Raw genomic sequence first — 19,234 nt, 5'->3', positions numbered from 1 at the left:
GGCCGGGACGTGCAGCCGATAATGGCTTCAACGCGGCGGGTGAGCACTCAGGGCTTCAACGCGGCCGGTGAGCGATCTGCACGTTCTCCAGCACGCCGAGGGCGTCGGGGAGGAGGACCGCGGCGGAGTAGTAGGTGCTGACGAGGTAGGAGGTGATGGCCTGCTCGTTGATGCCCATGAACCGTACGGAGAGACCCTCTTCGTACTCGTTCGGCAGTCCTGTCTGCCGCAGGCCGATGACGCCCTGGTTCTTCTCTCCAGTGCGCATGGCGATGATGGAGCTGGTCTGCTGCTTGCTGATCGGGATCTTGTTGCAGGGCAGGATGGGGACACCGCGCCAGGCGGGCACGGACTGTCCGCCGAGGTCGACGTGGTCGGGATGGAGCCCGCAGGCGTTGAGGCCCCGTCCGATGGCGGCGATCGTCCTGGGGTGGGCGAGGAACATCTTGGTGCCGCGTCGGCGGCAGAGCAGGTCGTCCATGTCGTCCGGAGTCGGCGGACCCGAGCGCGGCTGGATGCGCTGCTTGAAGTCGGCGTTGTGCAGCAACCCGAACTCGCGGTTGTTGATCAGCTCGTGTTCCTGACGCTCACGCAAGGCCTCGACGGTGAGCCTCAGTTGCTCCTCGCTCTGGTTCATCGGACCGTTGTAGAGGTCGGCGACCCGGGTGTGGATGCGCAGCACGGTCTGGGCGACGGAGAGTTCGTACTCGCGCGGTTCGAGCTCGTAGTCGACGAAGGTGCCGGGCAGGTCGGCCTCGCCGACGTGGCCGGCCGACACGGCGATCTCGGCCTCGCCGTGCTTGTTCTGCCGGTGCCCCGCGCGGCATCGGAACGCGTCGACGTGGGCATGAAGGCGGGGCGCGGAGGCCTGCACGGCGGCGAAGTCAGCGCGAGAGAGGGTCAGGAGGGTGCCGGAGGTCTCGGCGGTGACCGTGCTGTCGTGACGGGTCTCGCCGTCCCACAGCGCGTTCTGACCGAAGTGCTGGCCGTCGGCGAGCACCGCGACGCCGACCTCCTGGCCGTACTTGCCCTGGGAGGTCTGGCTGACCCGGCCGTGGGCGATCAGGTAGACCCGGTCGGCGGGACTGCCGCGCTCGACGAGGACTTCTCCCGCCGTGAAGTCGCGTTGGGTGCAGCGCTCGGCGAGGGTGCTGAGGACGCCGTGGTCCTCGAATCCGCGCAGAAGGGCCAGTTCACCGAGTTCCCGGGGGATCACCCGGGCCGTGGCGCCCTCCTGGACGAACTCGATGCGCCCGTCGCCGAGGGTGTGGCGCAGCCGCCGGTTGACCCGGTAGGTGCCACCTGTGGCCTCGACCCAGGGCAGCATCCGCAGCAGCCAGCGGGAGGTGATCTCCTGCATCTGCGGGGCGGACTTGGTGGTGGTGGCGAGGTTGCGGGCGGCTGCGGTACTGAGGGACTGCTGCGGCGCGTCGGGTGTGGTCTGAGCTTCCGGGATGCTCTCGACAGACATCGGAGGGGCTATCTCCTTGCACGACGGGTCGTCCGGCTCACACGGGTGCGCCGACCGGGAGACGGGAGGAGTGGGCAACGAGCGGGACGGAGCAGGGAATTCCGTCCACGTCCAAGAAGCTATCCACGGAACCGGCCGCATCCACCAGCGAGAGGAGAGGCTTACTTCGAAGCAGTGACAATTGATCGGATGCGGTTTATCAGTCCGTATGTGTCATTGCGCCATTCTCGCGCGTGGCGCGACCGGTATGCGCCGGCGGTCCGGCAACGATCGGCCGACGAGTGGGCCTTGGGACAGGGCCGAAGGAAGAGCCACGACGCGTGACCTGCACGGCTCCCACCACACGATCCAGGCCATCCCTTCGGCGGGGACGACGGACCACCGTGTTTCGCGGCCCGCTCAGCCCGCGGGTCGGGCCTGGCGGGTGGAGGCGCGGCGGCAGGAACGCGGTGTCACCCCCCGGCGGTGCACGAACCGCTCGCGCAGCACGGACGCACTGCCGTAGCCGACGTGGCGGGCGATCTCCTCGACCGGCAAGTCGGTCGTCTCCAGCAGCTCCTCGGCACGGCTCAGCCGAAGCTCCCGCAGCCACGCGTGTGGCGTCGTGCCGGTGGCCGCGGTGAAGCCGCGCGCGAAGGACCTTTTGCGCCCCTGTGAGCGGCCTGCCTTGGATGCGGTCCCCGGTGGCGCCGAAGACCGTATCCGTTCTTTCTGAGCGCTGTCTGTCGCAGGGAGCCCGGACCCGCGACGCCTGACGTGTGGGCCTCGCCCTTCAGTTGACCGGTGGTGCCGGTGAGGCCTCAGTGACGGCCGTCGACGAGCAGTCCCGCGGCGGTCGGTGCCGTGACGTCCGCCAGGGCCGCGGCTCCGACCAGGCCGGAATCGGGGCCCAGTTCGGCGGGGACGGCGTGCAGATGACGCAGAAAGGGCATGGCCGCGTAGCGCCGCAGATGGTGGTTGAGCGGGGAGAAGAGCACTTCGCCCGCCTGGGCGACCCCGCCTCCGATGACGGCGATGTCGATCTCGACCAGTGCGGCGGTGGCGGCGATACCGGCTGCCAGGGCGCGGGCTGCCCGGTCGAACGCGGCGACCGCGGCCGGGTCACCGGCTCGGGCCGCTGTGGCGACCGCCGCCGCGTCCGCCGTCGCCGGCGGTCGCCAGCCGTGCGAGAGGGCGTGCCGGGTGATGGCCGTGCCGCTGGCGACGCCTTCCAGGCAGCCGAGCGCACCGCACGGGCAGGGCTCGCCCTCGAAGTCGACGCTGATGTGCCCGAGATGACCGGCGTTGCCGGTGAGGCCGTTGCGCACCCTGCCGTCGAGGATCAGACCGGCGCCGACACCTGTGGACACGACCAGGCACAGTGCGTCCCCGTATCCGCGTGCGGCGCCGTGGCGGTGCTCGGCCGCGGCCATCGCCACCGCGTCGCCCGCGAGCACCACGGGCCTGGTTGCCAGCGCCGGATGCGCGCCGACGGACGCGACCAGCGGAAACTCCCGCCACGCGGGGATGTTGACGGGGCTGACAGCGCCGCGGGCCAGGTCGACCGGGCCGGCACTGCCGATGCCCAGTGCGCGGACGTCTTCCCACAGCTGGTCGGCGGCCAGGGCGTCCACGACCTCGTACACGGCGGCGAGGAGTGTCTCGGCGGACTCCTTGGCCGGGGTGGTGCGGCGCACCTGGTGAACGAGAGCGCCGGCCCGTGTGACGAGCGCCCCCGCGATCTTGGTGCCGCCTATGTCGAGGGCGGCTATCAGGCCATCGTCCGGGGCCGGGACGGCACGTTGCTGATTACTCATGGTGATGGCGCTCCGAAGGGGGTGCGTACGACCGGGCCAAGAGACCGCTACATCGCAGCACAGTTCTGACAACGATGTCTACGGCCGGGCGCGGCTGCTTCGCATCCGGTCGCCCAGGTCCGTCAGATTTAGTCAACGTTTAGTAAAGTCGCAGTTCAGCGCCCTGGAAATCAACGAAATCGATCTAGACCGGTCTATGGACATGGCTGCGAAGTTACGTCTACGTTGAGCCCGCATCAGGCCGGGGTCTTGAATGCCGGTACGGCGTTCCCCCGGGCCTGGCATCGACAGTTCGCGATGAGAGGTGGCGGGGATGCGGAGAAGGTGGGCGGTTTGCGCGGCCGCGGTCATGGTGGCGGCCACAGCCTGTAGCGATCAGGGCGGCGGCGAGCGTGGCGAGATCGCCGCTCCGCCGAGCGATCCGGCGAAGGTGTCGGGCGAGATCACGGTGCTGACCAACAGGACGGACCAGATATCCGACGGCACGCTGGAGAAGTACGCCGCGGAGTTCCGCAAGGTGTACCCGGGTGTGAAGGTCAAGTTCGAGGGTCTGACCGACTACGAGGGCGAGACCAAGATCCGGATGAACACCGAGAACTACGGTGACGTCCTGCTGATCCCCAACTCGTTGTCCCTCGAGCAGTACCCCACCTTCTTCGCCCCGCTGGGCAAGGCCGGCGAGCTGTCGGCGAAGTTCGACTACACCGACCACGCGACCGTGGACGGTCAGGTCTACGGCCTGGCCAACATCGGCGTGGCCAACGGATTCGTCTACAACAAGGCGGTCTGGGCGAAGGCCGGCATCACCGACTGGCCCACCACGCCCGCGGAGTTCGTCACGGACCTGGAGGCGATCAAGGAGAAGACCGGTGCCGTCCCCTACTACACGAACTACAAGGACGGCTGGCCGCTGACCAACTGGACGAACGCCGTCGGTTCCCCCGAGTGCGACCCCGGTGCCTACGACGCGCTCGCGACGACGGAGAAGCCGTGGACCGAGGGTTCGGATCTGCACACGATCGACAAGCTGCTCTACACGATCGTCGAGAAGAAGCTGAGCGAACCCGATCCCACCACGACCAACTGGGAGGATTCCAAGGCGCAGATCGGGACCGGCAAGGTCGCCTCGATGTGGCTCGGTTCCTGGGCCATCTCCCAGATGCGCGCCGCGGCGGAGGCGGCCGGAGAGGACCCCGACGACATCGGGTTCATGCCGTTCCCCGCGCAGAAGGACGGGAAGTTCTGCTCCGTGCTGCGTCCTGACTACCAGTACGCGGTCAACGTCCACTCCGACAAGAAGGCCGCCGCCCGCGCGTGGATCGACTGGTACATCACCGAGTCCGGTCAGGCCGCGGCCGAGGGATCCATCTCCTCCGTGAAGTCCGCCCCGCTGCCCGACACGCTCAAGGCGTTCGCCGACAACGATGTCACCACGATTCCGCAACACCAGAAGAAGCGGGCCGAGGTCAACGAGATCGACAAGGCTTCCGAGGTCGGGATCACCGCGCAGGACTACCGGCAGAAGCTGGTCGACGTCGCCCGCGGCGCGGCCGACGGGGACATGGACAGCTACTTCGACGAGCTGAACGGCAAGTGGTCCGAGGCTCAGCAGACCCTCGGCGGCTGACGCACCACGGCACGGCGAGAAACGGCCAGGCAGCACGTCCCGGCCGCACCACGACGCCACGTGGCCCTCGCTCGCCGTGCCCAGGCCGCTCACTACGCCCGACCGGGAACTCACCACGAGGAACCTTGAGATGACCGCTGTCCAGAAGACCCGCGCCGCGGCACATGCCGTCGGTCGGCGAAGCGCTCCGCCTCCCGAAGAACCGGACGTCGGCCGGCCCCGTCCTGCCAGGCGTCGGCGTACCGCCGTTCTGACCCCCTGGCTCTTCCTGGCCGCACCCTTGACGCTGCTGGTGATGTTCACCTACCTCCCGGTGGCCGACATGATCGGTTACAGCTTCACCGACTGGGACGGCGTCAGCCCCACACGCTCCTATGTGGGAGGGGAGAACTACACCGACCTGGTCACGCAGCCGGCCCGGTTCGAGGTGTTCCTCGTCAGCGGCTTCTACCTGGCGGCCTCCGTCGTGCAGATCGCCCTCGCGCTGTACTTCGCGACGGTCCTCAGCTTCAACACCCGGTTGCGCAACCTCTTCAAGGGCTTGCTGTTCTTTCCCTACCTGATCAACGGGGTGGCCGTCGGCTTCGTGTTCCTGTATTTCTTCCAGCCCGACGGCACCCTCGACACACTGCTGCGGCTGGTCGGCGTGGACGGCGAGCACCTGTGGCTCGGAGACCCGGACCTCGCCAACCCCTCACTCGCCGGGGTGTCGGTGTGGCGTTTCATGGGGCTGAACATGGTCTTGTTCCTCGGCGCCATCCAGTCGATCCCGCCGCACCTGTACGAGGCGGCCCAACTGGACGGGGCGAACCGCTGGCAGCAGTTCCGGCACATCATCGCGCCCAGCATCAAGCCGATCATCAGCCTGAGCTTCATCCTCGCCGTCTCCGGCTCACTGGCGGTCTTCGAGATCCCGTACATCATGACCGGCGGCGCCAACGGCACCGAGACCTTCGTCATCCAGACGGTCAAACTCGCCTTCCAGTTCGACAAGGTCGGCTTGGCCTCTGCCTCTGCCGTGGTCCTGCTGGTCCTCATCCTGCTGATCACCTGGGTGCAGCGCCGGCTGATCCCCGAGGAGAGGGTGGAACTCTCGTGACCATCGGCACCCCCCTTCCCGCCCGGCGTGCGGCCCGGGACCGCGGCGTCCTGTCGCGCACCGCCGTAGCCCTGAAGTATGTCTCCCTGCTGCTGGCCTCGGCGTTGGTCGTCGTGCCGCTCGGCGTCGTCCTGCTCACCTCGCTCAAGACGCGGTCGGAGATGGTGAACAACGGCCCGCTGTCGCTGCCCGGCGACTGGCTCAACTTCGCCAACTACGCCACCGCCTTCGAACAGGGAGCCATGCTGCGGGCGTTCGGCAACACGGCGCTGATCCTCGCGGTCTCCACCGCCGGGACCGTTCTGATCGGCTCGATGACCGCCTACGCCGTCGACCGTTTCCGGTTCCGGCTCAAGAAGCTGGTGATGGGCCTGTTCCTGCTGGCCGCGCTGGTCCCCAGCGTCACCACCCAGGTCGCCACCTTCCAGGTGATCGACGATCTGGGCGCCTTCAACACCCGCTGGGCACCCATCCTGCTCTACACCGGAACCGACATCGTCTCGATCTACATCTTCCTGCAGTTCATCCGCTCGATTCCGGTCTCCGTCGACGAGGCCGCGCGCATCGACGGCGCCAACGCATGGACGATCTACTGGAAGATCATTTTCCCGATGCTGCGACCGGCGATCGCCACGGTCGTCATCGTCAAGGGCATCGCCGTCTACAACGACTTCTACGTGCCCTTCCTCTACATGCCCGACCCCGAACTGGGCACCATCTCCACCGCCTTGTTCCGGTTCAAGGGCCCCTTCGGCGCCCAGTGGGAGACCATCTCCGCCGGCGCGATCCTCGTGATCGTCCCCACTTTGATCGTCTTCCTGGCGCTGCAGCGCTTCATCTACAGCGGCTTCGCGGCGGGATCCTCCAAGTGACCCGCCCGCGCACCGCACCTCGCACCACGTCTCACAAGGAGTCCCGCATGAAGGTCCGCACCCCGCTGTCCCAGGGTTGGACGCTGCGCCTGAACACCGACCGTCACACACCCGGGCAGGCGCCCCCGGGGCTGGCCGGGACCGATGTGCCGGCCCAGGTGCCCGGCTGCGTCCACACCGACCTGATGGCCGCGGGACTCCTGGCCGACCCCTACCTCGACCGCAACGAGGACGAGGTGGCCTGGGTGGGCCGCGCCGATTGGACGTACACGACGCAACTTCCGCGGCGAGAAGGCGCGTTCGAGCGTGCCGAGCTGGTCTTCGACGGACTGGACACCGTCGCGGCCGTACACGTCGACGGCAGGCTGCTGGGCCGCACCCACAACATGCACCGCTCCTACCGGTTCGACGTCACCGACGTGCTGGCCGACGGGCCCGCCCCGCTCGAAGTCGCCTTCACCTCCGCCTACATCGAGGCGGAGGAGACGCGCGCACGGCTGGGGGAGCGGCCCAATTCCTATCCCGAGCCGTTCAACTACGTGCGCAAGATGGCTTGTTCGTTCGGCTGGGACTGGGGGCCCACGCTGGTGACGGCCGGTGTGTGGCGCGAGGCGCGGATCGAGCAGTGGTCCACGGCCCGGTTGGCGGCGGTGCGTCCGCGGGTCACCGTCGCCGAGGACGGCACGGGCGTCGCCGAGATCGTCGTCGACCTGGACCGCACGGCGAGCGGCAGGGACCGCGCCCTGACGCTGGTGGCGGCGGTGGGGGAGGCGTCCACGGAGATCGACGTACCGCCGGGGGAGAGCACCGCCACGGTGACGGTGCGGGTCCCGGACGCGGCACTGTGGTGGCCGCGCGGCTACGGTGAACAGCCCCTGTACGGATGCACCGTCGTTCTCAGGGAGGCAAGCCGCAACAAGGCCCTGGACACCTGGGAGCGTTGCATCGGCTTCCGCACGATCGAGCTCGACACGTCCGCGGACGAGCACGGAAGTGCCTTCACCCTGGTCGTCAACGGCACACCCGTCTTCGCGCGGGGCGTGAACTGGATCCCCGACGACGCCCTTCCCGCCCGCGTCACCCCCGACCGCTACCGCGCCAGGCTCACCCAGGCCGCCGAGGCGGGCGTGGACCTGGTGCGGGTGTGGGGTGGCGGGATCTACGAGGACCGGGCCTTCTACGACGTGTGCGACGAGCTGGGTCTGATGGTCTGGCAGGACTTCCTGTTCGCCTGCGCCGCCTACCCGGAGGAGCAGCCGCTGCGCTCCGAGATCGAGGCCGAGGCCCGGGAGAACGTGACCCGGCTCATGCCCCACCCGTCGCTGGTGCTGTGGAACGGCAACAACGAGAATCTGTGGGGCTTCGCCGACTGGGAGTGGGAGCAGAGCCTCGCCGGTGACTCCTGGGGTGAGGGCTACTATCTCGGTCTCCTGCCGCGCGTCGTGGCGCAGACGGATCCGACCCGGCCGTACTGGGCGGGCAGCCCCTGGTCGGGATCGTGGGACCACACGCCCAACGACCCCGATCACGGCACCGCGCACTCGTGGGAGGTGTGGAACCGCCGTGACTACAGCGACTACCTGAGCACCGTGCCACGCTTCGTCGCCGAGTTCGGCTGGCAGGCGCCGCCCACGCTCGCCACCCTGGAACGGGCCCTGTCCGAGCGGCCGTTGACCGCCGATTCCCCCGGCATGCTGCACCACCAGAAGGCGGAGGACGGCAACGGCAAGCTGAACCGCGGACTCGCCCCGCACTTCAGCGCGCCGGCCGACTTCGACACCTGGCACTACCTGACCCAGCTCAACCAGGCGAGGGCCGTGGCCGCGGGGGTCGAGCACTGGCGCTCCCACTGGCCGCGCTGTGCCGGCACGGTGCTGTGGCAGCTCAACGACTGCTGGCCGGTCACCTCCTGGGCGGCCATCGACGGGGACGGACGGCTCAAGCCCCTCTACTTCGAGATGCGCCGCCTGTACGCCGACCGGTTGCTCACGATCCAGGACCGCGACGGCGACCTGCTGCTCGCGGGCTGCAACCAGAGCGGGTCGACCTGGGACGCAACCGTCACCGTCCGTCGAGTCGCGGCGGACGGCACGGTGCTGGCACGCGCCGAGATCGTGCTGAAGGCGGCAGCGCGCGGCGTCGCGCTGGAGCGGCTGCCCGAGGCGGTCACGCGGTTCGGTGACGCGCGCGAGGAGTTCCTCGTCGCCGACAGCGACGGCCTGCGCGCGGTGCACTTCGCCCGCGCGGACCGTGAGTTCGCCTATCCAGCCGCCGCCTACGACGTCCGGATCAGCGAGGACGGCGGGAACGGCGTGCTGGTCACGGTCACGGCCGACGGGCTCGTCCGGGACCTGTTGCTCCAGGCCGACCGGTTGCACGCGGACGCCCGCACCGATCACGGACGGGTGACCCTGCTGCCCGGCGAGAGCATGACGTGGCGGGTCACCGGGTGGCCGCGGCCCGATGCGCAGGCCGCCCGGGCGGCGCTGTTCAGCGTCAACGGCGTCGGAGCGGTCCGTGAGTGAGGGCAAGGCACGCCGCTCCGGACGCGTCACCATCTCGGACGTGGCCGCCCGTGCCGGTGTGTCCCGGGGCGCGGTCTCCCTCGCCTTCAACAACCGCCCCGGTGTCTCGGAGGCCACGCGTGAGCGCATCATGGCCGCCGTCGCCGAGCTGGGTTGGGTCCCGAACCAAGCCGCGATCAAGCTGTCCGGTTCGGCGACCGGTGCGGGGGACACCGTCGGTCTGGTCATCGCCCGGCCCGCGCGGCAACTGGGACTCGAGCCGTTCTACATGGAGTTCATCTCCGGCGCCGAGTCGGTGCTGGAGGAGCACGGCTGTTCGCTGCTGCTGCACCTCGTGCGGGACACCGCCCAGGAGATCGCTGTCCACCGTCAGTGGTGGCAGTCCCGCAGGATCGCCGGATCGATCCTGGTGGACATCCAGCAGAACGACGCTCGGATCACCGAACTGGCGACCATCGGGCTGCCGGTGGTCGCCGTCGGTCACCCCTCGCTGACGGGCGACTTCACCTCGGTGTGGACCGACGACGAGACCGCCGTGCACGAGGCGGTGCGCTACCTCGCCGCCCTCGGTCACCGGCGCATCGCCCGGGTGGGCGGTGACCCGGCGCTCGGCCACACCGTGATCCGTACCGCCGCCCTGAACGCGATGGTGGCGGAACTGGGCCTGGAGCCGGCCCGCAGCCTGACCACCGACTACTCCGGCGAGCAGGGCGCTCGCGCCACCCGCTCGCTGCTCGCCTCCCGGGACCGGCCCACGGCGATCATCTACGACAACGACATCATGGCCGTCGCGGGACTGTCCGTGGCCGCCGAGATGGGCCTGAGCGTGCCGAAGGACGTCAGCCTGATCGCCTGGGACGACTCGCAGCTGTGCCAGCTCACCCATCCGAACCTGTCCGCCATGAGCCACGACGTGTTCGGCTTCGGCGCGGACGTGACCCGGCGGCTGTTCGACGTCGTCCACCGTCGCAACCCCTCCTCGGGCCCCGTCGCGACCCCTGTCCTGCTGCCCCGCGGCAGCAGCGCGCCCCCGCGGGGCGACACCGACTGACGGCGAGCCGTCGGGCCGGCGGTCCGGGCCCCAGGGGTACATCCCTCGCGCCCGGGCCGCCCTCGCCCACCGTTGCTCTTCCTCTGCCTCGCCGCTCCTTCTGCCTCCCCTTGAGCCGAAAGACAGGTCCGCCGTGCCCAGGAGCCGCCGAAGAATCCACTCGATCACCGCCACGGACTGACGTCCCCACCGATCCGCCGGGCATGGCCTCCTGACGCCGTGCCCGGCACCCGTGTGCCGCCCTCGTCCGCCGACGGCGGTCCTTCCCCTGCCCCGGAGCACCCCATGACAGCGATCTCCCTTCTGGCTCCCGTCGTACGCACCTACTCGTGGGGTTCGCGCACCGCGATCCCCGCCCTCCTCGGGCAGCTGCCGGACGGTGAACCCCAGGCCGAGCTGTGGTTCGGCGCGCACCCTGCGGCTTCCTCACGCCTCACCGGCCGCCCCGGGACTCCCGACCTGGCCGCCGCGATCGCCGCCGACCCCGCCGGGGAACTGGGACCGGCGAGCCTGGCCGCCCACGGCGCCGAACTGCCCTTCCTGCTCAAGCTGCTGGCAGCCGACAAGGCCCTGTCGGTACAGGTGCATCCCACCCGCGAGCAGGCGCAGGCGGGCCATGACCGCGAGGAAAGCGCCGGCATACCGCTCGACGCCCCCCACCGCACCTTCAAGGACCGTAACCACAAGCCGGAACTGCTGTGTGCGCTGGGCCCCTTCGAGGCGCTCTGCGGCTTCCGCGACCCCGCCCGCACCGCCGCTCTTCTGGACGACCTCGCCGTACCCGAACTCCACCACTGGGCGACGCTGCTGCGAACCCTTCCGCCGCAGGACTCCCTCGCACACACACTTCACGCAGCCCTGCAGGCACCGGAACGTCTGGTGCACGCGGTCTCCAGCGCCCTGCCGCGCCTGGCCGGCTCGCCGAGCCCCTGGGGCACGACCGCCGCCGTGTACGCCACCGTGGCCGTCGACTTCCCCGGCGATCCCGGGCTTCTCGCGGCCCTGCTGCTCAACCACGTCCGCCTCGACGCCGGGCAGGCCCTGTACCTGCCAGCGGGGGTGCCTCACGCCTACCTGCGGGGTACCGGTGTGGAAATCATGGCCAACTCCGACAACGTGCTGCGCTGCGGCCTGACCGACAAGTACGTCGACGCCGCGCTGCTGAGCGACATCGTCGACCTCACGGCGACGCGACCGTCCGTCATCCACCCCGCGCCGACGGCGATCGGGGGCGAGAGGCACTACGGCACTCCGGCGCGGGAGTTCAGGCTGTCGCGCCTGGACGCGGGCACCGAGGCCGTGTGCCTGACCGACGCCGGACCACAGGTGCTCCTCTGCCTCGTCGGCGAGGCGCGTCTGGAACCTGGCCCGGCCCTCGTGGCAGGTACGGCCGCGTTCGTACCGGCCGGTTCACCCTGTGCGCTGACCGGCGCGGGGGCCGAGCTCTGGCGTGCCCGGGTGCCCTTGGACGCCCTCGCGTGAGGCTCGCGACCCGCGTCTGGGGCGGCGGCGCCCGCACGGCCGTTCTCGTGCACGGCATCATGACCGACTCCCGCAGCTGGAACCGCGTGGCTCCGGCTGTTGCCGAATTCGGCTACCGGGTGGTCGCCGTGGATCTGCCCGGCCACGGAGCCAGCGGTCCCGCCGCGACGTACACGCCCGCCACGCTCGCCGCGGCCCTCCTGGAAACCCTGCCCGCGGCTCCTGACCTCGCGATCGGTCACTCGCTGGGTTCGGCCGTGCTGCTGCGAGCCCTGCCGGCTCTGCGCTGCGCCCGCGCCGTCCACTGCGACCCGGCCTGGCTGCGACGCCCGCGGGACCTGGCCGCGCTGCGCGCCGTCAAGCACGCCGGCTGGCCGGAGTTGCGTGCGGCGCACCCCCGTTGGCACGACGACGACATCACCGCCGAGCACCTTGCCCTCACGACCTGGGACCCGGCCTCGGTCACCGCGCTCGAGCACCTCCCCGGACTGCCGGCCGTCCCGGTCGTCCGCTCGCTCGTCCTCCTCGCCGACCCCAGCGAGCGGATCCCGCCGGCGGAGGCCGCGGCCCTGAGCCGCCGCGGCTGGTACGTGCGCACGGTGGACGGTGCGGGGCACACCGTCCACCGTGACGATCCGGCCGGTTTCCTCCACGGGCTGCGCGGTTGGCTCTGAAGGGCATCGCCGGGCGGCTCGGGCGCGAGGGCCCAAGGGGTCAGGGCAGGGCTTCGGCGTAGTCGAATGACGCCCGGTTCGTGGCAATCCGTCAGCTCGGCGGCGCTCTCGGAACGTGACAGGCACGGCTTACAAGATCATGGAGTTCTCGGCGCCCTGCGATCCGAGTGGAAGACCGTGCCTGCCTGTGACCAACTCCGCGAGCATGGCGAGGCCGTGCCCGGCATGCCGTGCCTGCTGGAGCGATTGGTGCGAGGTGCCCGACCCGCGCGATCCGCGTGGTGTGCGGCATGCTCTGGTCGTCGTGCTCGCGCTGACCGCGTGCGCGGTGCTGGAACGCCTTGGCGTACGGCCCGATCCGGTGTTCCCGAAGCGGTGCCTGCCTGCGGAATCGACGGTGCGGCCGCTACTGGGCCGCATCGACGGCGAGGTGGCGCATCACTGCGCCGAAGCCCTGGGGGGCGGGCTCGTCTCGCTTCTCGCAGATCATGTCGATCGGTCACTGGCCTCCGGTGCCAGGGGGATGGTCAGATGCCCGCCTGGTCCAGGGCGCTCTGCAGGGACTGCCGGTAGCCCGCGCTGGTGTAGGTGGCGCCGGACACCGTGTCGATGTTCGCGCTCTGGGCCGCCAGTGTCTCCTGGTTGAGCTTGGAGACGGCGGCGGAGGAGATGTCCTGGCTGCGGGCCGTCTCATCGGGGTACTGGACCGCGGTCGCCCCGGTGATCGTGCTGCCGGAGAGCGTGATCCGCACCTGGACCGGGCCGTACTTCGTCGACGCCGTGACCCCGGTGACGGTGCGGGGGGCGGGTTTCGGCGCGGCCGAGGTGGTCTTCGGTGCGGCCGGCGCGCTGGTGGTCCGGGCAGGGGTCGCGGCGGCGGAGCGCGAGGCCGACGCGCTCGGGGAGGAGGAGGCACGCTTGTCCTTGGCGCTCTTCGACGGCGGGGCCGACGCCGCCGGTGAGACCGCAGAGGCGGTCGGGGACGGGGAGGCCGTTGCCGTGGCCTGGACGCTGGGCGTGCCGTCGGCCTGCACGACGGCCGCGGGGTCGGTGCGGGGCTTGAGCGCGAGCAGCAGCACGATGGTGGAGACAGTGGCGGCGCCGAGCAGCACCGTGCGGCGCAGGGGGTGGTTCTTCCTCACACACCTCACAGCGCACGCGTCCCTGGAACTGTCACCTTTCGGGTCGGCGTCGAAGCGCCTTCGCAACGGCGTGAGAGCGAAGTCAGAACTCGAAGGACTCGTGGTGGATGCGCCGGTCGGGCACGCCGACCTCGCGGAGCGCGGCGTAGGACTCCTCCGCGAGGCCGGGCGGGCCGCACACGTACACGTCGTGGCGGGCGATGTCCGGCAGGATCCCGCGCAACATCTTCGCGGTGATCGCCGGGCGGCGGCCGTCCGGGCTGTTGACCGCGTACAGCAACTGCGCCCCGCGCTCGTCCGCGATCGCCTCCAGTTCGTCCCGCAGGGCCAGCTCCTCCGCCGTGCGGGCCCGGTAGAGCAGGGTCAGGTCACCGGGCGCGCCGGGCAGCGTCTCGAACAGGGCCCGCAGCGGAGTGATACCGGCGCCACCCGCGAGCAGCAGCACCTTGCCCCGGCTGCGACGAGCGCCGGTCAGCGCGCCGTACGGGCCCTCCGCCCATACCCGGGTGCCCGGCCGCAGTGCGGCCAGCGCGGCGCTGTGCCCGCCGACCGCCTTAACCGTGATGCGCAGCAGGTCGGGTCGGGGCGGGGCGGACAGCGAGTACGGGTGCTGGGTCCACCACATGCCCCGGGTCAAGAACCGCCAGCGGAAGAACTGCCCTGCCTCGGCGCCCAACCGGTGCAGCCGCCGGCCGCGGATCAGGACCGACACCACCCCGGGGGCCTCGTCCACGACCGCCTCGACCCGCATGCGGTGCCGCAGGTTCAGCCGCACCGGACTGAGCACGCGGTACCACAGCACTAGCGCCGCGACCGTGACGTAGAGCGCGTACCAGGCCGTACGGGCGGCCGCGCTGCCGACGAACTCGTTACCCGTGGCCAGCTGATGCCAGAAGGCGAGGTAGACAGCCACGTAGGTGAACAGGTGCAGGTAGTACCAGACCTCGTAGCGCATCCGGCGCCGCACCGCGCCGGCCGACACGAGGCCGACCACCAGCAGGATCAGGGTGCCGACGGTCGCCTTGACCATGTCCGGGTAATCGGTCACCACCGACACCGTCTGCGCGACGATCCCGGTGTCCGCCTGCATCGCATATCCGTACAGGATCAGCACGACATGGGCCAGGGTCAGGTACAGCGCATAGCGGCCCGTCGCCGCGTGCCAGCGCGTCACCCGGTCGGATCCCACCCGGCGCTCCAGCACGGGCACGCGCGCCATCTGGGCGATCGTCAACGCGATCACGTAACCGGCGAGCAGTCCCGTCATCCGGCCGGCGTTCACCAGCCGGTCGGCGGTTCCGGACACGGCTGGGGTGTTCTGCCACCACAGCCACAGAACGGCGGCCGCACCGGCCCAGGCCAGGGCCAGAAGGGGTATCGCGGGAGAACGCCGGGGGCGGATCCGCCTGCCCGCCTGCCGTCTCCCCGCCCGGCTGTGGTGGATCGTCGTCAAGGGCCGACTTCCTTCCCTTCGCGTTGTGCCCCGGCACCTTATCCCAGGCGGGGAACCCTCCCGCCGACGTCCAGCGACGACCCCAGCAGGCGCGGACGGCCCCGGACAGCCCGGCGAAGAACCCCACCTCCGCGGCCGGGGCCCCTCTCCTGGCAGCAGATCCCGCTCCAGAGCCGCACCCGCGAGAGCGGCCACGGCCGCAGCGAGATCCGCCGCAACGGCAAGGTCAGCATCAAGACCGTCTACGCGGTCACCAGCCTGAGCGCCGCGCAGGCTCACCCGCCCAGCTCGCGAACATGATCCGCTCGCACTGGCAGATCGAGGCTCTGCACCCCATGAGGGACACCACCTTCGCCGAGGACGCCTCACGGCTTCGGACCGGCCGCGCGTCCCGCACCATGGCGGCCTGGCGCGACCTGCCGTTGGCGCCTTACGCATCACCGGCCGCTCGCACTATTCGGTCTCACCTGATCACGAACCGGACATCACGCGACTATGCCGAAGCCCTGGGGTGTCAGGGCAGTCGAACCTCGCCCTGGTTCAGCACTCGGGGGTGGAAGTACGCCGTCTGGATTTCGGCGTTGGTGTTGTTCCCGCGCAGATGCTCGGACCACATCATGAACCAGGCCCACTGGGTTTGGCTGTCCAGCAGGGCGGCGGTCGGCATCTTGCCCATCTCACCGATGGCCATCGGTTTCGTGCCCGCGATGCCACGCATCTGTTGGTAGTCGGCGGAACTGGGGTGGCTCTTGTACCAGACGTCCAGCGATACGACGTCCACGTACTGATTGCCCGGATAGTAGCTGCTCCAGCCGCCCGCCGGATTGTCCTGCACGTTCCATACCCAGATCAGATTGTCCAGCCCCTTCGTTCCGGCGAGATAATCCCGCGTGATCTGGTAGAGCCGCGCGCTGCCATTCGATCCGGGGCGGTTTCCCCACCAGTTCCACGATTCGTTCATCTCGTGCAGCGGCCGGAAGAGGACCGGAACGCCCGCGCTTTTCAACTGCTGCAGGTAGGGGACGACTTCGTCGAGGCGACGCTTCCAGGCATTGTTCAGAGCGCTGCCCGGGGTGAGGATCTGCGAGAACTGGGCATTCGTGATGTTCGACTTCACACCGCCCTCGAACGCGCAGGTGCTTCCGCCGGTGGGCGGGCAGACGTGCCAAGTCAGGCTGACCAGCGAGCCGTTCGCCCACTCCGTCCTGGCCTGGTCGATCACGCGTTGACGGTTGGCCACGTCGGTGGCGGCGAACATCAGGTCGCCACCCCACAGGCCCGGATACTGGCCTGTCACGTCCTTGACCTGCTGTGTGTACTGACCGGGCGCGGAAGCCGGCTCCTTGTTGTGCTGACCGGAGACGATGTGGTTTCCGGAAATGGTGCGCAGGTAGTTCAGCACCGTCTGCTTCGGAGTCGGTGGGAACGCCTGCGCGGATTCCGTCGCGGGCCACGCAAGGATCGTCGCTGCGACAGCCACAGCCGCGACGAAGGTGATCCATTGCCGTATTTTTCTCATGGGCATTCCAGCTTTCACGGCGAGGGGAATTCGTTTCGCCATCAAGGTGGCTGCTGCGGGGGCGGGCGTCAATGGGGTGCACGGCTCTGTGCAACTGCCCTGCGGCATCTTTTACTTAACGTTTCCTGAACGTCGTCGAGATGCCGATTACTTATGCCTCTTGTGTAATTTCGTGCGTTGCTCGTCGGCCGCCTGCCCCGGCACGGCTGGGTGCCCCACCCTCCGACGGGTGGGGCACCCAGCGTTTCGAGGCCGAGGGGTGTCAGTTTCCGTACTGCAGCGGGCGGTAGGCCTTGTACTCGCTGCCCGCCGCCAGCCCGTACGTCACCGATCGGTGGCTGGTGCCGTGCACGCTGCGCTGTTCGTATGCCGTGTAGGAGCGGTGGGCGTCGTCGTTCCACTTCTCGAAGATGACGACGTGCCGGGTGTTGCTGTTACCGATGGCGTCGATGACGAGGTCACCGGGCTGCAGCTCGTTCATGGCGATGGGTCGGGTGTGCCTGCGGTCCGCCAGCCCCTGGGTGTTGGTGCCGGGTGCCGGCAGGCCCAGCGCCATGGAGGCGTAACCGGAGCAGTCCTGGCGGTAGCCGTCCCGCCAGTACTTGTCCTGGGCGTAGGGCACCGGGCGCCCGTTGTTCGCCGTGAGCCAGGTCGCGGCGCGCTGCAGGGTCCGCTGCCGCGAGCCGGGCTGGGGGTCGGGCTGCCCCGCCTGCACGGGGACGCCCGGCAGCCGGTCCTCGGGGATGTCCACCGCGACGACGGTGAGGAAGCCGGTGACGGGCTGGGTGATGTGGGCCATGAAGGTGGAGCAGGCGCTGCCTTCGCAGACCCGGCGGCCGGTGTCGACCTGGTAGTCGGCCGTGATCCGGTCCTGCCCGGCGGCGGTCTTGTTGATCATGCCCACGGAGGGCGAGTCGATGTCGGGTGTGGCGTGGACGACCCAGCGTGTTCCCCAGGTGGGAAAGGACGCGGCGGCGGCCTGCACATGGGTGGTGCCGGTGTGCGCCGGTGCCGCCGCGGCGGCGTGGCCGGGTACCGCGACACCTCCTGCGGCGACGCAGGTCAGGGCGAGCGCCGGCAGCAGTCGGCGCAGGGCGGCGGACCGCGCCGCGGAACGCTGGGAGGTGCGGTGCGCGAAGGTGGGCATGGACATGGTGGCTGTGTTTCCTTCCGTGTGGGTGAGTGTTTCTGACGGGGCGGCGGATCAGCCGGCGAGTCCGCGGACGCGGAACTGCATGACGCGGTAGGGCCATCCCGCCTGGGTGTTCCACTGGCTGACCGACAGGTGCAGGTCGTCGAGGGTCGACCCGGGGATCACGTAGCCGCCGTACAACTGCGCCACGTGGGTGTCGTCCTCCCGGCCCCAGGACGTGCCCCACAGCAGCGTGCGGCGATGAGCGGTGCGCAGGTCCGCGGTGGGGTGCTCCGTGACGAGGCCCTCGATGCGGTAATCCCCCTGGTTGAACCAGGTGAGGATCCACCGGCCGTCGAGCAGCCGCAGGCACAACTCGCCGAAGGTGCCGTCCAGGACGGGTGACGGCGGGTTGCCCCAAGCCCAGCTGCCGTCGGGGCCGCGTCCCCACGGCTCGTAGGCGCCGGGCTCGGTCAGCCTGTCCGGGCGGACCCGGTGCAGGATGACCGGCTTGTTCCGCTGGAACCCGGTGGACAGGACGTAGACATGGCCGTCGTCGCCGAGGGCCCAGGTGAGCAACTGGAACATGCCGCCGTGCAGGTCCGGCGCGAACACGGCACCGGTCGGGAACCAGGTCGCGCCCGAGTCGTCCGACCGCCAGATCTCGGTGCGCACCACGTTGCCGAGCCCCTTGTTCACCATGGCGTGCAGGTACATGCAGTCGCCGAGGGTGATCACGTCGGACGGCAGCACGGTGGAGTACTCCGGGTTGTCGTGGGCGTACGGCCACAGCTGCCGGGCCTGCCGACCACCTACCGCACCGGTCCAGGCGACCGGGCGGTCCGGACCGTCGAAGCGCCCGTAGAGCGCCACGGGTGAGCGCCACCACCCGCCGCCGACCCTGCCCTCTTCGAAGGTGTCGCCGAAGACGAACAGGAGCCGGCCGTCGGGCGTCCGTGCCGGCACACCCAGGTCGGTGGCTTCCATGCGGAACCGGGTGGTGAGTCCAGGGCCGGTGAGGTCGGCGACCTTGGAGACGTGGAGCGTCTCCGCCGCGGCGTGGGCCGGGGTGCGCAGCAGGGGACTGCCCAGGGCCGCCGCGGTGGCCGCTCGCAGGAAACCGGCCCGGCTGAGGTGGACCGGGCGGATGGGGGCCCGGGGTGGACGTGCTGCCCCATCCGGTGCGGGGTCGTGCATGAAGGCTCCTTGGTGGAGGGATCGAGGGAGAGGGGCCAGGTGTTCGTCCCCACGGGCTCCGTGGGGACGAACACCTGGGCGGTGCGGGGCGGCGGTCTGCGCGGATTGGCCCCGCGGAGCCGGGCTGTCCCGACGCGGGTGCCGGGGTCCGCTACGCGGTCACGGATACCGGCACTCGAGTGATGCGCTCCCGC

14 protein-coding genes and 1 pseudogene are annotated in these 19,234 nt (G+C 70.0%); 7 read left to right on the top strand and 8 right to left on the bottom strand.

Annotated elements, in window-relative coordinates; translation table 11 throughout:
- Positions 1 to 55: 55 nt before the first annotated feature.
- The 3 genes and pseudogenes from ACWDRW_RS28090 to ACWDRW_RS28080 form a co-directional block, all read right to left on the bottom strand.
- Positions 56 to 1,471, bottom strand: coding sequence for a family 2B encapsulin nanocompartment shell protein (locus tag ACWDRW_RS28090; RefSeq protein ID WP_451727231.1), 1,416 nt, complete (start codon positions 1,469 to 1,471; stop codon positions 56 to 58).
- A gap of 399 nt (positions 1,472 to 1,870) precedes the next feature.
- Positions 1,871 to 2,122, bottom strand: a pseudogene (locus ACWDRW_RS28085) (helix-turn-helix domain-containing protein); the annotation flags it as partial.
- Between the two features lie 149 nt (positions 2,123 to 2,271).
- Positions 2,272 to 3,267, bottom strand: coding sequence for an ROK family protein (locus ACWDRW_RS28080; protein WP_451727228.1), 996 nt, complete (start codon positions 3,265 to 3,267; stop codon positions 2,272 to 2,274).
- 349 nt (positions 3,268 to 3,616) lie between these two features.
- Between ACWDRW_RS28080 and ACWDRW_RS28075 the strand changes: the two genes are divergently transcribed.
- The 7 genes from ACWDRW_RS28075 (at position 3,617) to ACWDRW_RS28045 (ending at position 12,597) form a co-directional block, all read left to right on the top strand.
- Positions 3,617 to 4,894: an ABC transporter substrate-binding protein gene (locus tag ACWDRW_RS28075; protein WP_451727226.1), complete on the top strand. Its 1,278-nt coding sequence runs from the start codon at positions 3,617 to 3,619 to the stop codon at positions 4,892 to 4,894.
- A 130-nt stretch (positions 4,895 to 5,024) separates the two neighbouring features.
- Positions 5,025 to 5,993 carry a carbohydrate ABC transporter permease gene (locus ACWDRW_RS28070; protein WP_451727223.1) on the top strand — a complete coding sequence of 323 codons (969 nt, stop codon included), beginning with the start codon at positions 5,025 to 5,027 and terminating at the stop codon, positions 5,991 to 5,993.
- Positions 5,994 to 5,995: 2 nt separating this feature from the next.
- Positions 5,996 to 6,865, top strand: coding sequence for a carbohydrate ABC transporter permease (locus ACWDRW_RS28065; RefSeq protein WP_451727325.1), 870 nt, complete (start codon positions 5,996 to 5,998; stop codon positions 6,863 to 6,865).
- Positions 6,866 to 6,912: 47 nt separating this feature from the next.
- Positions 6,913 to 9,390 carry a glycoside hydrolase family 2 protein gene (locus ACWDRW_RS28060; protein WP_451727220.1) on the top strand — a complete coding sequence of 826 codons (2,478 nt, stop codon included), beginning with the start codon at positions 6,913 to 6,915 and terminating at the stop codon, positions 9,388 to 9,390.
- A complete protein-coding gene (locus ACWDRW_RS28055) occupies positions 9,383 to 10,441 on the top strand; it encodes a LacI family DNA-binding transcriptional regulator (protein ID WP_451727217.1) in 1,059 nt (352 codons plus the stop codon). The genes ACWDRW_RS28060 and ACWDRW_RS28055 overlap by 8 nt, the downstream gene beginning before the upstream one ends.
- 285 nt (positions 10,442 to 10,726) lie before the next feature.
- A complete protein-coding gene (gene manA / locus ACWDRW_RS28050) occupies positions 10,727 to 11,923 on the top strand; it encodes a mannose-6-phosphate isomerase, class I (RefSeq protein WP_451727214.1) in 1,197 nt (398 codons plus the stop codon).
- On the top strand, positions 11,920 to 12,597 hold the full coding sequence (locus ACWDRW_RS28045) for an alpha/beta fold hydrolase (RefSeq protein WP_451727212.1): 678 nt from the start codon (positions 11,920 to 11,922) through the stop codon (positions 12,595 to 12,597). Before manA ends, ACWDRW_RS28045 begins: the two co-directional genes overlap by 4 nt.
- Before the next feature lie 527 nt (positions 12,598 to 13,124).
- On the opposite strand, the gene ACWDRW_RS28040 is transcribed toward ACWDRW_RS28045, so the two are convergent.
- The 5 genes from ACWDRW_RS28040 to ACWDRW_RS28020 all read right to left on the bottom strand — a co-directional run bounded on the left by ACWDRW_RS28040 (position 13,125) and on the right by ACWDRW_RS28020 (position 19,040).
- Entirely contained in the window at positions 13,125 to 13,739 is a 615-nt protein-coding gene (locus tag ACWDRW_RS28040; protein ID WP_451727210.1) for an FMN-binding protein, read from the bottom strand.
- An 82-nt stretch (positions 13,740 to 13,821) separates the two neighbouring features.
- Positions 13,822 to 15,192 (bottom strand): ferredoxin reductase family protein, encoded by a 1,371-nt coding sequence (locus tag ACWDRW_RS28035; RefSeq protein ID WP_451727207.1) that lies wholly within the window; start codon positions 15,190 to 15,192, stop codon positions 13,822 to 13,824.
- Positions 15,193 to 15,706: 514 nt separating this feature from the next.
- Positions 15,707 to 16,711, bottom strand: coding sequence for a glycosyl hydrolase (locus tag ACWDRW_RS28030; protein WP_451727204.1), 1,005 nt, complete (start codon positions 16,709 to 16,711; stop codon positions 15,707 to 15,709).
- A gap of 262 nt (positions 16,712 to 16,973) precedes the next feature.
- Positions 16,974 to 17,864 carry a hypothetical protein gene (locus ACWDRW_RS28025; RefSeq protein WP_451727202.1) on the bottom strand — a complete coding sequence of 297 codons (891 nt, stop codon included), beginning with the start codon at positions 17,862 to 17,864 and terminating at the stop codon, positions 16,974 to 16,976.
- 51 nt (positions 17,865 to 17,915) lie between these two features.
- Complete coding sequence (locus ACWDRW_RS28020) at positions 17,916 to 19,040, bottom strand: DUF4185 domain-containing protein (RefSeq protein WP_451727199.1); 1,125 nt, start codon at positions 19,038 to 19,040, stop codon at positions 17,916 to 17,918.
- Between the last annotated feature and the right edge of the window lie 194 nt (positions 19,041 to 19,234).

It is taken from the genome of Streptomyces sp. NPDC003635, from assembly GCF_053587635.1.
The sequence above is the reverse complement of the archived record's forward strand: the minus strand, read 5'-3'. Positions and strand labels throughout refer to the sequence as shown.

What these genes read in the sequence shown, in the direction of transcription:
- ACWDRW_RS28070 (WP_451727223.1), top strand. Translation starts at nt 5,025, where the DNA reads ATGACCGCTGTCCAGAAGACCCGCGCCGCGGCACATGCCGTCGGTCGG.
- manA (WP_451727214.1), top strand. Translation starts at nt 10,727, where the DNA reads ATGACAGCGATCTCCCTTCTGGCTCCCGTCGTACGCACCTACTCGTGG.
- ACWDRW_RS28080 (WP_451727228.1), bottom strand. Translation starts at nt 3,267, where the DNA reads ATGAGTAATCAGCAACGTGCCGTCCCGGCCCCGGACGATGGCCTGATA.
- ACWDRW_RS28090 (WP_451727231.1), bottom strand. Translation starts at nt 1,471, where the DNA reads ATGTCTGTCGAGAGCATCCCGGAAGCTCAGACCACACCCGACGCGCCG.
- ACWDRW_RS28025 (WP_451727202.1), bottom strand. Translation starts at nt 17,864, where the DNA reads ATGTCCATGCCCACCTTCGCGCACCGCACCTCCCAGCGTTCCGCGGCG.
- ACWDRW_RS28060 (WP_451727220.1), top strand. Translation starts at nt 6,913, where the DNA reads ATGAAGGTCCGCACCCCGCTGTCCCAGGGTTGGACGCTGCGCCTGAAC.
- ACWDRW_RS28030 (WP_451727204.1), bottom strand. Translation starts at nt 16,711, where the DNA reads ATGAGAAAAATACGGCAATGGATCACCTTCGTCGCGGCTGTGGCTGTC.
- ACWDRW_RS28075 (WP_451727226.1), top strand. Translation starts at nt 3,617, where the DNA reads ATGGTGGCGGCCACAGCCTGTAGCGATCAGGGCGGCGGCGAGCGTGGC.
- ACWDRW_RS28020 (WP_451727199.1), bottom strand. Translation starts at nt 19,040, where the DNA reads ATGCACGACCCCGCACCGGATGGGGCAGCACGTCCACCCCGGGCCCCC.